Annotated in this window: 13 protein-coding genes and 2 pseudogenes; 11 read left to right on the plus strand and 4 right to left on the minus strand. The window is 70.9% G+C overall.

Annotated elements, in window-relative coordinates; translation table 11 throughout:
- Nucleotides 1-139: 139 nt before the first annotated feature.
- The 5 genes from ACZ7L4_RS03450 to ACZ7L4_RS03470 all read left to right on the plus strand — a co-directional run bounded on the left by ACZ7L4_RS03450 (nt 140) and on the right by ACZ7L4_RS03470 (nt 4,039).
- Entirely contained in the window at nt 140-679 is a 540-nt protein-coding gene (locus ACZ7L4_RS03450; RefSeq protein WP_472100378.1) for a transglycosylase SLT domain-containing protein, read from the plus strand.
- Between the two features lie 75 nt (nt 680-754).
- Nucleotides 755-1,903, plus strand: a complete 1,149-nt coding sequence (locus ACZ7L4_RS03455) for an LCP family protein (RefSeq protein ID WP_472099305.1) — start codon at nt 755-757, stop codon at nt 1,901-1,903.
- A 130-nt stretch (nt 1,904-2,033) separates the two neighbouring features.
- Nucleotides 2,034-2,783: an SDR family oxidoreductase gene (locus ACZ7L4_RS03460; protein WP_472099306.1), complete on the plus strand. Its 750-nt coding sequence runs from the start codon at nt 2,034-2,036 to the stop codon at nt 2,781-2,783.
- A 20-nt stretch (nt 2,784-2,803) separates the two neighbouring features.
- Entirely contained in the window at nt 2,804-3,118 is a 315-nt protein-coding gene (locus ACZ7L4_RS03465; RefSeq protein ID WP_472099307.1) for a nuclear transport factor 2 family protein, read from the plus strand.
- Between the two features lie 42 nt (nt 3,119-3,160).
- Nucleotides 3,161-4,039, plus strand: a complete 879-nt coding sequence (locus ACZ7L4_RS03470) for a LysR family transcriptional regulator (protein WP_472099308.1) — start codon at nt 3,161-3,163, stop codon at nt 4,037-4,039.
- 27 nt (nt 4,040-4,066) lie between these two features.
- Here the strand turns inward: ACZ7L4_RS03470 and ACZ7L4_RS03475 are convergent, their stop codons facing one another.
- Nucleotides 4,067-4,816 carry a FadR/GntR family transcriptional regulator gene (locus tag ACZ7L4_RS03475; RefSeq protein ID WP_472099309.1) on the minus strand — a complete coding sequence of 250 codons (750 nt, stop codon included), beginning with the start codon at nt 4,814-4,816 and terminating at the stop codon, nt 4,067-4,069.
- Between the two features lie 4 nt (nt 4,817-4,820).
- On the minus strand, nt 4,821-6,149 hold the full coding sequence (locus tag ACZ7L4_RS03480) for an enolase C-terminal domain-like protein (protein ID WP_472099310.1): 1,329 nt from the start codon (nt 6,147-6,149) through the stop codon (nt 4,821-4,823).
- Nucleotides 6,150-6,383: 234 nt separating this feature from the next.
- Between ACZ7L4_RS03480 and ACZ7L4_RS03485 the strand changes: the two genes are divergently transcribed.
- The 3 genes from ACZ7L4_RS03485 to ACZ7L4_RS03495 all read left to right on the plus strand — a co-directional run bounded on the left by ACZ7L4_RS03485 (nt 6,384) and on the right by ACZ7L4_RS03495 (nt 9,130).
- Nucleotides 6,384-7,712, plus strand: a complete 1,329-nt coding sequence (locus tag ACZ7L4_RS03485) for an MFS transporter (protein WP_472099311.1) — start codon at nt 6,384-6,386, stop codon at nt 7,710-7,712.
- Nucleotides 7,687-8,604, plus strand: coding sequence for a fumarylacetoacetate hydrolase family protein (locus tag ACZ7L4_RS03490; RefSeq protein ID WP_472099312.1), 918 nt, complete (start codon nt 7,687-7,689; stop codon nt 8,602-8,604). The genes ACZ7L4_RS03485 and ACZ7L4_RS03490 overlap by 26 nt, the downstream gene beginning before the upstream one ends.
- Nucleotides 8,605-8,671: 67 nt before the next feature.
- On the plus strand, nt 8,672-9,130 hold the full coding sequence (locus ACZ7L4_RS03495) for a nuclear transport factor 2 family protein (protein ID WP_472099313.1): 459 nt from the start codon (nt 8,672-8,674) through the stop codon (nt 9,128-9,130).
- 19 nt (nt 9,131-9,149) lie between these two features.
- Here the strand turns inward: ACZ7L4_RS03495 and ACZ7L4_RS03500 are convergent, their stop codons facing one another.
- Nucleotides 9,150-10,628: a glycoside hydrolase family 43 protein gene (locus tag ACZ7L4_RS03500; protein ID WP_472099315.1), complete on the minus strand. Its 1,479-nt coding sequence runs from the start codon at nt 10,626-10,628 to the stop codon at nt 9,150-9,152.
- 155 nt (nt 10,629-10,783) lie between these two features.
- On the opposite strand from ACZ7L4_RS03500, the pseudogene ACZ7L4_RS03505 reads away from it, so the two are divergent.
- Nucleotides 10,784-11,455 (plus strand): annotated as a pseudogene (locus tag ACZ7L4_RS03505) (LacI family DNA-binding transcriptional regulator); the annotation flags it as partial.
- Nucleotides 11,341-11,796, plus strand: a pseudogene (locus ACZ7L4_RS03510) (substrate-binding domain-containing protein); the annotation flags it as partial. The pseudogenes ACZ7L4_RS03505 and ACZ7L4_RS03510, both read left to right, overlap by 115 nt.
- A gap of 50 nt (nt 11,797-11,846) precedes the next feature.
- On the opposite strand, the gene ACZ7L4_RS03515 reads toward ACZ7L4_RS03510, so the two are convergent.
- Nucleotides 11,847-12,707 (minus strand): SDR family oxidoreductase, encoded by an 861-nt coding sequence (locus ACZ7L4_RS03515; RefSeq protein WP_472099316.1) that lies wholly within the window; start codon nt 12,705-12,707, stop codon nt 11,847-11,849.
- A gap of 89 nt (nt 12,708-12,796) precedes the next feature.
- Between ACZ7L4_RS03515 and ACZ7L4_RS03520 the strand changes: the two genes are divergently transcribed.
- Complete coding sequence (locus ACZ7L4_RS03520; protein ID WP_472099317.1) at nt 12,797-13,549, plus strand: TetR/AcrR family transcriptional regulator; 753 nt, start codon at nt 12,797-12,799, stop codon at nt 13,547-13,549.
- Nucleotides 13,550-13,560: the final 11 nt, after the last annotated feature.

Raw genomic sequence — 13,560 nt, forward strand, 5'->3', positions numbered from 1 at the left:
CTTTGCGTCCGCCCACCGCGCGCCGCTACCCCTGATGGAGTCCCGAGCAGCCGGGAACGGCCGGAGAGCACCGGCACCGGCTCGCGCCGCACGACGCACTTCGTGCACCACCCCGTAGGAGAGGCACCCCCTCATGCTGATGCCCTTTGCCCCGATGCCGGCGAGCACCGCCAACCGCACCGACCGCATGCGCCGGATCTCCGCCGCCGGTATCGCCACGGCGGCGGCCGCCGCCGCGGCCCTCACCCTGGTGCCCTCCTCCCCGGCGCAGGCGGCCGAGCACACGGCTCCCGCCAAGGCCGCCCCCGCGAAGGCCGCCTCTGCCCCGGCCAAGCCCGCGGCGCCCGCCAAGACGTACTCGAACAACCTCGACGGCTGGATCCGCGAGTCCCTCGACATCATGAAGTCCAAGGGCATCCCCGGCTCCTACGAGGGCCTGCACCGCAACATCATGCGCGAGTCCTCCGGCAACCCGAACGCCGAGAACGGCTGGGACGTCAACGCCCAGAACGGCGTCCCGTCCAAGGGTCTGCTCCAGGTGATCCAGCCCACCTTCGACACGTACCACGTCTCCGGCACGTCGAACAGCATCACCGACCCGGTCGCCAACATCACCGCCGCCGCCAACTACGCGGCCGACCGCTACGGCTCCATCGACAACGTCGACTCGGCGTACTGAGCAGCGGTCCGGCGCGGACCGCGCACGTAGCACCAGCAGCACCCAGCAGTACCCAGCAGTAAGGAAGCCCTCCCCATGCCGCACGAGAGCGGGAACGAGCACCAGCCGCACCCGGCCGATGAGCCCGCGGCGCCCACGGTGCCCGCCTACGGCCCCGCGCGCCTGCGCCGCTCCCGGCACCGCAAGCGCAAGCGCGCCCTGCGCTGGATGGCGGGCGGCGCCCTCGGCCTGACCCTGGTCGGCGGCGGCGGTGTGGCCTACGCCTGGCAGCACCTCAACGGCAACATCAAGGGCACGGACGTGGACGCCGCACTCGGCGCCAACCGTCCGCACGAACAGCACGACGGCGCGATGAACATCCTCCTGCTCGGCTCCGACTCCCGGGCGGGAACCCACGGCGAGTACGGCAGCGGCGTCATGGGCGCCCGCGCCGACACGGCGATGGTCCTGCACGTCGACAAGACCCACAAAAAGGCTTCCGTCGTCAGCATCCCGCGCGACACCGAGGTCGACCGCCCCACCTGCAAGACGTCCCACGGCGACGTCCAGGCCGCCCACAAGGCGGTGTTCAACTCCTCGTACGCGCTGGGCGGGCCCGCCTGCACCGTGAAGACGGTCGAGAAGATGTCGGGCGTCCGCATGGACCACTACCTCGAAGTCGACTTCAAGGGCTTCCAAAAGCTGATCGACGAGCTCGGCGGCGTGGACATCACCACCCGCAACGCCATCCACGACAGCAACAGCGGCCTCTCCCTGGACACCGGAAAGCACCGCCTGAAGGGCAAGGACGCGCTCGCGCTCGTCCGCACCCGGCACGGCGTGGGCGACGGCAGTGACCTGGGCCGCATCCAGCTCCAGCAGGCGTTCATCAAGGCCCTGATCCACCGCGCCGACACCGTCGACCCGCTCGGCAGCCCGAGCAAGTCCTACGCCCTCGCGGACACGGCCACCAAGACCATCAGCGCCGACTCCGAGCTGGCGTCCGCCGACAAGCTCCTGGGCCTCGCCAAGGAGCTGAAGGGCATCAGCCCCGACCACACGAACATGGTCACCCTCCCGGTCACCTACGACGCCCAGGACGCGGGCCGCGTCCTCCCCCTGAAGAAGGCCTCGCACCAGGTCTGGAAGGCCCTGCGCCACGACCAGCCGATCCCGAAGAAGGCCACCCAGGGCTCGGTGGGCGACCGGACGGATTCGCCGGTGGTGTCGGGGGCGGGGGTCTGACCTGCGGTTATCCGTAACACCTGTGGGGCAACCCAAAGGTTCTGTTACCCGGCGCCCGGAATGTCCTCCTAGCCTCGACCGTGAGACACCAACGGATCGATCACCGGCAGGACACGAGGGAGTGCTGAACATGACCGAGGACACGCTGCGTGACAAGGTCGCCGTCATCGGCGGCGGCGAGAAGAACCTGGGCGGGCTGACCAGCCGGACCTTCGCCGAGGCGGGAGCCAAGGTCGTCGTCCACTTCCACACCTCCGAGGACGAGGCCCGGCAGACGGTGAAGCAGATCGAGGAGGCCGGAGGCCAGGCGCTCGCCGTCCAGGGCGACCTGACCCGGGTGGCGGACGTGCGGCGCCTCTTCGACGTCGCCGTGGACACCTACGGCGGGGTCGACATCGCGGTGAACACCACCGGAATGGTGCTGCGCAAGCCCATCCTGGAGACCACCGAGGACGAGTACGACCGCATGTTCGACATCAACGCCAAGGCGGCCTACTTCTTCATCCAGGAGGCCGGGCGACGCCTCAACGACCATGGAAGGATCGTCAGCCTGGGGACGTCGCTGCTGGCCGCGTACACCGACGGGTACTCGACGTACGCCGGCGGCAAGGCGCCCCTGGAGCACTTCACCCGTGCGGCGTCCAAGGAGTTCGCCGACCGGCACATCTCGGTGAACACGGTGGCTCCCGGACCGATGGACACCCCGTTCTTCTACCCGCAGGAGACCCCGGAGCGCGTCGCCTTCCACAAGTCGCAGGCGATGGGCAACCAGCTCACCCACATCGAGGACATCGTCCCGCTCATCACCTTCCTGGCCACGTCCGGTCGGTGGATCACCGGGCAGACCCTGTTCGCCAACGGCGGCTACACCACCCGCTGAACAATCCCCAGGAGGAAGCGATGACCACGCAATCGACGGACCCGGCGGTGGCCGCGTTCATCTCCGCGGTGAACTCCGGGGACAAGCAGGCGTTCTTCGCCGCGCTCACCGACGACGCCACGATGTCCGACGACGGCACGGAACGCGATCTGGCCGCATGGGTCGACCGCGAGATCTTCTCGGCCGACGGGCGCATGGACGTCGACGACGTGTCGGACGACGGCAGGACCCTGACCGCCGTCTACACGAACAGCACGTGGGGCAGCATGCGTACGCGGTGGACCTTCACCGTGACCGACGGCCGGGTCAGCCGCTTCGAGACGGGCCAGGCCTGAGCAATCCACGCGGTCGACACCTCCATGCCGTAGGACAGTGACATGGCCCTGGACCTGAACAAGCTCGAGCACCTGGTCGCTGTCGTGGAGGAAGGCAGTGTCACCCGCGCCGCCGCCCGACTGCACCTGTCGCAGCAGGCAGTGTCGACGTCCATCCGCGTCCTCGAACGCGAGGTGGGAGTGCCCCTGTTGGAGCGCGGCAGCTCCGGCGTCGCCGTCCTGCCCGCCGGGCAGGCGCTCGTCGAGGACGCCCGTGTGCTCAACGGTGTGGTGCGCTCCGCCCTGCGCCGCGCCCGGCACATCGGGCGCGGCGACACCGAACCGCTGCGCATCGGATACACCCCGGCGGTGACAGGCGAGGAGGTCGTCACCCTGCTCGCCCCGCTGACCGACGCCCACCCGGACATGGTCCCCGAGGTGCACCAGCGCTACCCCGACGAGCTGACGGCCGCGCTGCTCGCCGGGAACCTCGACGTCGGGCTGTGCCGGGGCATGGCGCCCGAACACGGACTGACCCGCATGACCCTGGGGGAGCAGCGGCTGCACATCGCCGTCGCCGCGGACCACCCCCTCGCCGAGCGAACCACCGTGACCCTGCCCGACCTTGAAGGCGAGCGCTTCATGATGTGGGGGACACCCGGCAGGTCCGGCTACACCGACCTCCTCATCGCGCACTGCCGCCGCGCCGGGTTCGAGCCGCGCGTCGAGCGCACCGACCGGCAGGGCACCCCGCCGGTCACCGCGGTCATCGGCACCCGGCGCCTCGCCTTCGTCACCGCACCACCCGGCGTCGTCGCGGGCGGCAAGGCACAGGTCGTCGCACTGGAACCGCCGGTCCACGCGCCGCTGCACGCGCTGTACCTAGAGAAGGCGACGTGTGCCGGCCGCGACCTGTTCCTCGACCGCGTGACGCTCCCGTAGCCGCTCTCCCCGTACGGCGGCGGCCCGTCAGCCCGCCCCCCGAACCGCCTCCAACCGCTCCCGCACCCACGAATCCACATCCGTCACATGCCGGTGCGCCGCCGCGAAGGCGCTCAGGGAGTCGTGGGCGCGCAGCGCGCGGTAGATGTCCAGGTGCTGTTCGTGCGTCCACATGACGACGTCGCACTTCACCAGGGCCCGCCAGATGCGGGCCCTGGCGGTGCGCTGGGCGACCGTCTCCAGGAGGGACACCAGGGTCGCGTTGCCCGTCGCCGCCACGATGTCGGTGTGGAACGCCAGGTCCTCGCGGACGAGTTCCTCGGCGTCCTGGAGGGTGCGCATCCGCTCGATGCGTTCCTGGAGCCGGTCCAGGGTGGCGGTGTCGATGCGGGTCGCCGCGAGCGCGGTGGCGCCCGGCTCCATCACCTTGCGGCACTCCAGCATCTCGTCGAGCCCGGTGTCGCCCGCGAGGTCGAGGAAGCCGACCGCCGCCCGGACCAGACGGTCCGGGCGCAGGTCGGTGACGAACGTGCCGTCGCCGCGCCGCACTTCGAGCACTCCGGCCATGGCGAGGGCCCGCACCGCCTCGCGCAGGGACGGGCGGGACAGCTCCAGCTCGTGGGCGAGCACGGTCTCCGGGGGGAGGCGGTGCCCGGGGCTGAACTCGCCCGTCTCGATGCGCTTCTTGAGGCGGTGGATCGCCACGTCGACGACACTGCCCGCGGCGTCGCCGGAACCGTCAGCGGCCGCTGTGGTGGGTGTGATGGGCATCGGCATGCGCTCAGGATGCCATTCCGGGGCCGCTCCATCGCGGGCCGTCGGGGAAGCGGTAGTCGGCCAGCGTCTCGCGGCGGATCTGCGCGCTGTAGCCGGGGGCCTCGGGCACCAGGTAGCGGGAGCCGCGGATGCGGACCGGGTCGTGGAAGTGCTCGTGGAGGTGGTCGACGTACTCCACCACGCGGTCGTCCATGGAGCCGCTCACCGCCACGTAGTCGAAGATCGACAGGTGCTGGACCAGCTCGCACAGGCCCACGCCGCCCGCGTGCGGGCAGACCGGGACGTCGTGCGCGGCGGCCAGCAGCAGTGCGGCGACCGCCTCGTTGACGCCGCCGAGCCGGCAGGCGTCGATCTGGCAGATGCCGATCGCGTCGGCCTGCAGGAACTGCTTGAACATCACGGCGTTGTGGGCGTGTTCGCCGGTGGCCACGTGCGTGGGCGCGATGGCGCGGGCGATGGCGGCGTGCCCGAGGATGTCGTCGGGGCTGGTCGGCTCCTCGAACCACCAGATGTCGAACTGGGCGAGCGCCTTGGCCCATTCGACCGCTTCGGCGACGCCCAGGGTCTGGTTGGCGTCGATCATGAGCCGCCGGTCGGGGCCGATGATGTCGCGGGCGATCCGGCAGCGCCGCACGTCGTCGTCCAGATCGGCGCCGACCTTGAGCTTCACGGAGTCCCAGCCCGCGTCGACGGCCTCCTGGCACAGCCGGGCGAGCTTGGCGTCGTCGTAGCCGAGCCAGCCCGCGCTGGTGGTGTACGCGGGGTAGCCCACCTCCCGTACGTGGGCCTCGCGTTCGGCGCGGCCCGCGGCCCGGGATTCGAGGAGGGCGAGTGCCGCCTCCGGTGTCAGCGCGTCCTTGAGGTAGCGCCAGTCCACCAGGTCCACGATCTGCCGCGGTGACATGTCGGCGAGCAGCTTCCACACCGGCTTGCCCGCCAGCTTGCCGGCCAGGTCCCAGGCGGCGTTGACGACCGCGGCCGTACCCAGGTGGATGGCGCCCTTGTCCGGGCCGAGCCAGCGCAGTTGGCTGTCGCCGAGGAGGTGGCGGGAGAAGCCGCCCAGGTCGCCGACGATCTCCTCCACGGACATCCCGACGGCCCGCTCGCCGATCGCCCGGGCGGCGTGCACGGCCAGGTCGTTGCCGCGCCCGATGGTGAAGGTGAACCCGTGCCCCTCCAGGGAGTTGGTGCGCTCGTCCCCGCCGCCCACGCGCAGCACCACGTAGGCCGCGGAGTAGTCCGGCGCGTCGTTCATCGCGTCCGAGCCGTCGAGCGACGCGGAGGTCGGGAAGCGGACGTCGATCGTCTCGACGTCGACGATACGGGCGGTCATCGGCAATCACTCCTGTCAGACCTGTCAGAGCACGGGAGGCCCGCGGTCGGCAGTCGCCGACACGGCCCCAACATGTCAGATGTCTGCGCCAGTGACCAGACGTTTCGGCAAGGTCAATTTCTTAAATCCCAGGTATTGCACGGAAGTTGCGCGATCACTACGGTCCACGGGTCAGACGTCTGGCCCGGTCGCCGGTGTCTGTCAGACACGCTTCCCTGGATCGCAGGAGGTCCGATGAGTACAGCGACCACCGTGCAGGGGGTGCGCCGCAAGGTGTCACGGCGCCTGCTGCCACCGCTGTTCGTGATGTTCGTGCTGAGCTTCCTCGACCGCACGAACGTGGCGCTGGTCAAAAGTCACCTGGAGACGGACGTCGGCATCGACGCGGCCGCCTTCGGCCTCGGCGCCGGCATCTTCTTCGTCGGCTACGCGGTCCTCGGCGTGCCCTCGAACCTCGCCCTGCACCGCATCGGCGCGCGCCGCTGGCTCGCCGGACTGATGTTCGTCTGGGGCCTGTTGTCCTGCGCCATGGCCCTGGTCAGCAGCCCGACCACGTTCTACGTCCTGCGCTTCCTGCTCGGCGCCGCGGAGGCCGGCTTCTTCCCCGGCGTGATCCTCTACATCACGTACTGGTTCGCGGGCCCGGACCGCGGGAAGGCCACCGGTGTGTTCCAGTCGGCCGTCGCCGTCTCCAGCATCATCGGCAACCCGCTGGGCGGCTATCTGATCGGGCTGCACGGCCTCGCCGGGATCGACGGCTGGAAGTGGATGTTCATCCTGGAGGGCGCGCCGACGGTGGTGATGGCGCTGGCCATCCCGTGGCTGCTCACCGACCGCCCGGAGCAGGCGACTTGGCTGACCGACGACGAGCGCCGGCTGCTCGTCGACCGCATCGCCGCCGACCGCCCGGCCGAGGGCGCCGACACCCCGCAGCGGGCGGGCGAGATCCTGCGCGACAGCCGCGTACTGCGCCTGATGTTCGTGTACTTCGCGATCCAGATCAGCGTGTACGGGGTGACGTTCTGGCTGCCCGCCCTGGTCGGCCGCATCGACGGCCTGGGCGACGTCGGCATCGGCTTCGTGTCCGCCCTGCCCTGGGTCTTCGCCCTCGCCGGGGTGCTGATCCTGCCCTGGTGGTCGGACCGGACCGGCGACCGGCGCGGCCCGCTGCGGCTCGCGCTGCTCCTCACGGTCGCCGGCCTGCTCGGCGGAGTCCTGCTGCCGCCGGTTCCCGCGGTGGCCGCCCTGTGCGTGGCCGCCTTCGGATTCCTGGGCGCCCAGCCGGTGTTCTGGACGGTTCCGCCGACGATCCTGGCCGGGGTACAGATAGCCGGAACCATCCCGCTGATCTCCGGGTTCGGGAACCTCGGCGGATTCGTGGGCCCGTACGCGATGGGCGCGGTCGAGGCGGGCACCGGCTCGCAGACCGGCGGCCTCTACCTCATCGCGATCCTCGCCGCCGCCGGAGCGCTGGTGGCGGCGACCTTCCACTGGGTCGGACAGAAGAGCAACGCAACGACGGAAGAAGGGACGGCCGATGACACACATCGTGCGCTTCGCTGACGAGAACGGGACCGTACGCACCGGAATCTCCGACGAGGCAGGCACCGTACGGGCCTTCACGGGAGGGCCCCGGATCGCGGACCTGCTGCGACTGCCGCTCGACGAACTGCGGGCCCGTGTCGAGGGGCCCACGGAGACGGTGATGGGGCCGGTGCTGCTCCTGCCCCCGATGGACGGTCTGATGGAGCTGTGGGCGGCGGGCGTCACGTACGAACGCTCGCGCGACGCCAGGGTGGAGGAGAGCAGCGAGCAGTCGGTGTACGAGCGGGTCTACGACGCGGACCGGCCCGAGCTGTTCTTCAAGTCGCAGCCGTGGCGCGTGGTCACGGACGGCGAACCCATCGCTGTACGCGACGACTCGGAACTGAACGTCCCCGAGCCGGAACTCGGCCTCGTCCTCAACCGCCATGCGCAGACGGTCGGTTACGTGGTCGTGGACGACGTCAGCTCGCGCTCCATCGAGGGCGAGAACCCCCTCTACCTTCCCCAGGCGAAGATCTACGCCGGTGCGTCCGCGGTGTCCGCGGGCATCGTCCCGGCGTGGGAGATCGAGGACGCCGGCGCGCTGAAGATCGGCATGCAGATACGGCGGGACGGGGGAGTGGCCTTCGAGGGCACGACCACCACGGCCGCCTTCCACCGCCCGCTCCAGGACCTGGTCGACCACCTGTGGCACTGCCAGCCGTTCCCCGAGGGCGCGGTGCTGTCGACGGGCACGGGCATCGTGCCCGGCCTCGACGTCACCCTGACCGAAGGCGACACGGTGTCGATCACCATCGAGGGCGTCGGCACCCTCACCAACCCCGTACGCACCGGACAGGCTGCGCTTGACTGGCTGGTGCCGGCGCTGGACGACCCGGGGGCGCGGAGGGCGCACCGGTCGACGCCATGACGCGGTGACGTCCCCTTGGCGGGGCCCTCCTTGACCTCAAGCGCACTTGAGGCAGGAGGCTCCCGCCATGGACACCGAGAAGATGCAGCGACAGGTACAGGCCCTCACCGACCGCGCCGAGATCACCGACCTGCTGGACCGCTACCTGCGCTCCCTGGACGACGGGATCTTCGACGAGGAGTGGGTGCGCGCCTTCCACACCGAGGACGTCACCGCCGAGATGCCCATCGGAACCGTCCACGGGCGCGCTGCCCTGCTGGCCCGCATCCAGGGCGGCATGGCGCTGTTCGACCGAACCGTGCACCTGGGCACCAACACCGTCATCGAGCTCGACGGCGACCGGGCCACGGCCCGCGGCGCCCAGTTGAGCACGCACGTCCTGGCGGACGGCTCCGGGAACGTGTTCATCTCGGCCGCCCACACCGACACCGCACTCGTGCGAACGGCCGACGGCTGGCGGATCTCCGAGACGGCACTGCGGGTGGTGTGGACGCAGGGGACACCACCCGTGGTGCCGGTCGGCTAGGGCCGGGGCGACACGCGCCTCAGTCCGTGTACACCTCCGCCCGGTCCACGCTCACGAACGCTCCCGAGGAGTCCGCGTTGTGGTCGCCGGTGACCCGGACCTTCAGTGTGTGCGGGCCGTTGGTGAGGCGGGGGCTGAGGTACTGGAGGGTTTCGCCGGTGCGGATCGGGCCGTGGAAGTCGACGCGCTGCTCGGGGCCGCCGTCGACGCTGATCGCGGCGATGCCGTTGCCGGTGTCCTGCACGGAGAGCAGGGCGATGCGCGTGCCGGTGAAGGAGTACGTCGCGGTGTTGCCCGCCGTGTCGCTCCAGTGGTCGTCGCTCCAGAAGCACTGGGTCCCGCAGCCCGTACCGGAGTTCCATGTGCCGGTGTACTTCACGGAGCCGGAACCGCTGGAGCGGCCGTCGTCGTTGATCCAGTGGTTGCCGGAGCCGGGGTCGCCGGAGGGCAGGTTCTGGGTGGCGCCCAGGGCGAGCGGGGTGCCGAGGTTCGGGCTGCCGTCGGCGTTCCAGCCGATCTTCTGCGCGCGGGTCGTGCGGTTGCTGTAGGTGTTCGTCGACGTGGTCTTGGCGTGGTAGATCAGCCAGTCCTCCTTGCCGTCGGGCGACTTGAAGAAGGCGTGGTGGCCGGGGCCGAACACACCCCGGTCGTCCGCGCGCTTGAAGACCGGTCCGTCGTGCTGCTTCCAGTTGCCGGCCACGAGCGGGTCGGCGCCGTCCGCGAGGGACATCATCCACACCTGGTAGTCGGGCTTGCCCGTGTCGCAGGTCGAATACGTCATCCACGTACGGCCGTTGCGGTTGAGGAACTCCGGGCCCTCGCGGACCTCGGGGCAGCCGCCCGCGCCGTCGATGGCGACCGCGTCGCCCGAGACGGTGTAGGGGTTGGACATCGGTGCGATGTTGAGGCCGTTGTGCTGGTACGGGTTGAGCCCGCTGTACGCGAGGTACAGCTTGCCGTTGTGCTGGAGGATGCCCGGGTCGATGGCGAAGTCGTTCGCGTGGTTGGGCGGCGTGAGCTTCGCCTTGAAGTGGTACGGGCCGGTCGGGTCGTCGCCCTGCGACTCCAGGACGTAGAGGCGGTGGTGCTCGTCCGTGCCGTCGTCGGCCGTGTAGTACATGTACCAGCGCTCACCGAAGCGGTAGAACTCCGGCGCCCAGATGTGCTGGTTGCGCGAGGTGTCGCTGTCCGTCCACACCGTCTTCGGGTCGGCGTCGAGGAGCGTGGCCAGGGAGGGCGAGCTCCACATCTTGATGCTGCCGCCCTGGGTGGTGGTGAGGTGGTAGGCCCCGTTCGCATAGGAGAGGAACGGGTCCGGGCCGGAGTTGAGCGGATTGCGGAAGGTGCTCGATGCGGCCGCTGCCGAGGCGGGTTTGCGCGCGGAGGCCGGTGCCGACGCCTCGGTCGTGGACTGCGTCGCGCTGACCAGGCCGGCGAACAGGGCGATCAACGCGGCGGCCAGCCCGGCGACGAGAGCGGCACGGTGTCGTGCGCGCATGAGCGACTCCTTACATCGATGTAAGTCCTCAGGCTTCTGGACGGTAGGGAAGGGGCACAAGCGTGTCAACGCGGCGGCTGTGACGGCGAGTCGGCCAACCGGGGCGGCCCTGCGGATACGCTCACGAGCGGCGGAGGACGGAAGGAGCGAGCGGCATGGCGGCCAGGCCCCGGATCAAGGACGTGGCGGAGTACGCGGGTGTCTCGCCCAAGACCGTCTCCAACGTGATCAACGACTTCGAGCAGGTGTCCGACCGGACCCGCGCGGCGGTCAAAGAGGCGATCGACGCACTCGGTTACCGGGTCAACATCGCGGGCCGCCAACTGCGCCAGGGCCGCACCGGCATGATCACCCTGGCTGTGCCCGAGCTGGACGTTGCGTACTTCGCCGAACTGGCGGGGCTCGTGATGGCCGAGGCGGACCGGCGCGGACTGACCGTCCTTCTGCACCGGACGGGCGGGGTGCGCGAGCGCGAACTGGCCGCGCTGCGCGGCTTCGACGCCCGCTTCACCGACGGCGTCGTCCTCAGCCCGCTCGCCCTGCACCCACGCGACCTCGCCGGCCGCGACCGCGGCTTCCCGGTGGTCCTGCTCGGCGAGCGGCCCGCCGGGGGCGGCACGGACCATGTCGCCATCGACAACGTGGCGGCCGCGCGCGAGGCCACCGCGCACCTGCTCTCCCGGGGCCGCCGCCGTATCGCCGTCGTCGGTGGCAGAGTGCGCGGCCCCCAGGGCACGGACCGGCTGCGCACCGACGGCTGCCGCGAGGCGCTGAAGGAGGCCGGGCTCGCCTTCGACGCCCGCCTCGTCGTGCCGGTGGACGCCTTCCAGTGGCGCGACGGCGCCCGGGCCGCGACCACGCTCCTCGACTCGGACCTGCGCCCGACGCCCTGCTCTGCCTCAACGACCACCTCGCCCTGGGCGCGCTCCGGGCCCTGCACGAGCGGCGGGTGAGCGTCCCGGGCGCCCTCGACGTGGTCGGCTTCGACGACATCGAGGCGTCACGCTTCAGCGTGCCGAGCCTGACGACGGTGGCCCCCGACAAGCAGGAGATCGCCCGGGCTGCCGTGGCCCTGCTTCTCGACCGCATCGACGGTCCGGCCGAGGCCCCGCCGCGTGCTCACGTCGTCGGGCACGAGCTCATCGTCCGGGAGAGTACGGGCGGTTGAGGGCTTGAGGGCGTGAGGGCCTGCGGGCCTCCGCCGCGACCCGTCGCCACCTACGCGGCCCAGGCGTGCTCCAGCAGCGTACGGAAGTCGGTCGGCGCACGGCCGATCAGCTCGGCGAGCGTCGGATCGACGGTGCTGAACTCGCCGTCCCGCGCCGCCACGAAGACGCTCAGCATCAGGTCGGCGGCCGGGGCCGGAACACCGTGCGCGAGGGCCCGCTCGCGGAAGGTGTCGTCGTCGACGACGGTGCGGGTGAAGGGGCGTCCTTCGGCCCGGGCCGCGAGTTCCGCGACGGCCTCGAAGTCGAGTGCCGCGGGGCCGGTGAGTGCCGGGGTGGGCCCTTCGAAGCGGCCCTCGTCGGTGAGGATCGCGGCGGTGGCCTCGGCGAGGTCGTCATGTCCCGTCCAGGCGACGGGGCCGTCCGCGGGCAGAGCGGCTTCGCCGCTGTGGCGGGAGGACTCGAGGAACTGCAGGGCGCTGGAGGCGTAGAAGCCGTTGCGCAGGGAGGTCCAGGGCAGGCCGGTGGCGCGCAGGAGGTCCTCGGTCCGGGCGTGGTCGCGGCACGGCGGGAAGCGCGAGTCGTGGGAGGCGCCCATCTGGCTGGTGTAGAGGATGCGCCCGACGCCGGCCTTCACGGCGGCGTCGATGGCGGTGCGGTGGCCCGCCACGCACTCCTCGCCGGTGCGGTCGAGGGAGACGAGAAGCACCTGGTCGGCGCCCTCGAAGGCGTGCACCAGGGAATCGGGGTCGTCGAAGCTGCCCTGCCGTACGCGCACGCCTCGGTCGGCGAGGTCCTGGGCCTTGCGGGGGTCGCGCACGCTGACGCCGACCTGGTCGGCGGGGACCCGCTCCAGGAGGCGCTCGACGATGCGGCGGCCGAGCTTGCCGGTGGCTCCGGTCACGATGATCACGGGGTTCTCCGAACGTCGTTTCCAGTGGAATCAGAACAACGATAACACTGGAACTAACGATGGAAGCGAATAATCGATACCATCGATACATGCCTACCCGTGACACCGCAGCGAGTGCGGAGAATGCAGTGAGTCCCCGCCGCCGCATCGTCGAAGCGGCCGTCGAGCTGCTGGAGGCCGGGGGCCCCGACGCGGTGAGCACCCGCGCTGTCGCCGCCGCGGCCGGCATGCAGCCACCGGCGATCTACCGCCTCTTCGGGGACAAGGACGGACTTCTCGAAGCGGTCGCCGAGCACGGATACGCGCAGTTCCTGGAGAGCAAGCGCGCCCAGCTCGACCCTGCCCCGGAGGACCCGGTGGAGGAGCTGCGCCACGGCTGGGACATGGTCGTGGAGTTCGGTGTCTCGCGCCCCGAACTGTTCGCGGTGATGAACCGGTCCACCGGCCGGGAGGCGGACGTCGCGCACAGTGCGGGTCTGGAGATCCTGCGGGGCCGGGTGCGGCGACTGGCGGCCGGAGGATGGCTGCGGGTCGACGAGGAACTGGCCGCGCAGATCATTCAGGCCACGGGCCAGGGTGCGGTCATCACGTGGCACGCCACTCCGCAGGAGCGCCGCGATCCGGCGCTGCTGACCGTCCTGCGCGAGGCCATGGTCAGCGCCGTTGCCCGCGCCGAACCCACCTTCTCCGCCGCCGAGTCCGGCCCCGCACCGGCGGCGGCCCGCGCCCTGCGCGCCGCGCTGCCCGACCAGCCGGACGTCCTCAGCGAGGCCGAGCAGATCCTGCTGCGCGAGTGGCTCACGCGGCTGGCGGAGGGCGGCGCGGCGGACGTGCGCCCCTGACCGTGCGCCGG

The sequence above is a fragment of the Streptomyces sp. NPDC107575 genome (assembly GCF_055657265.1).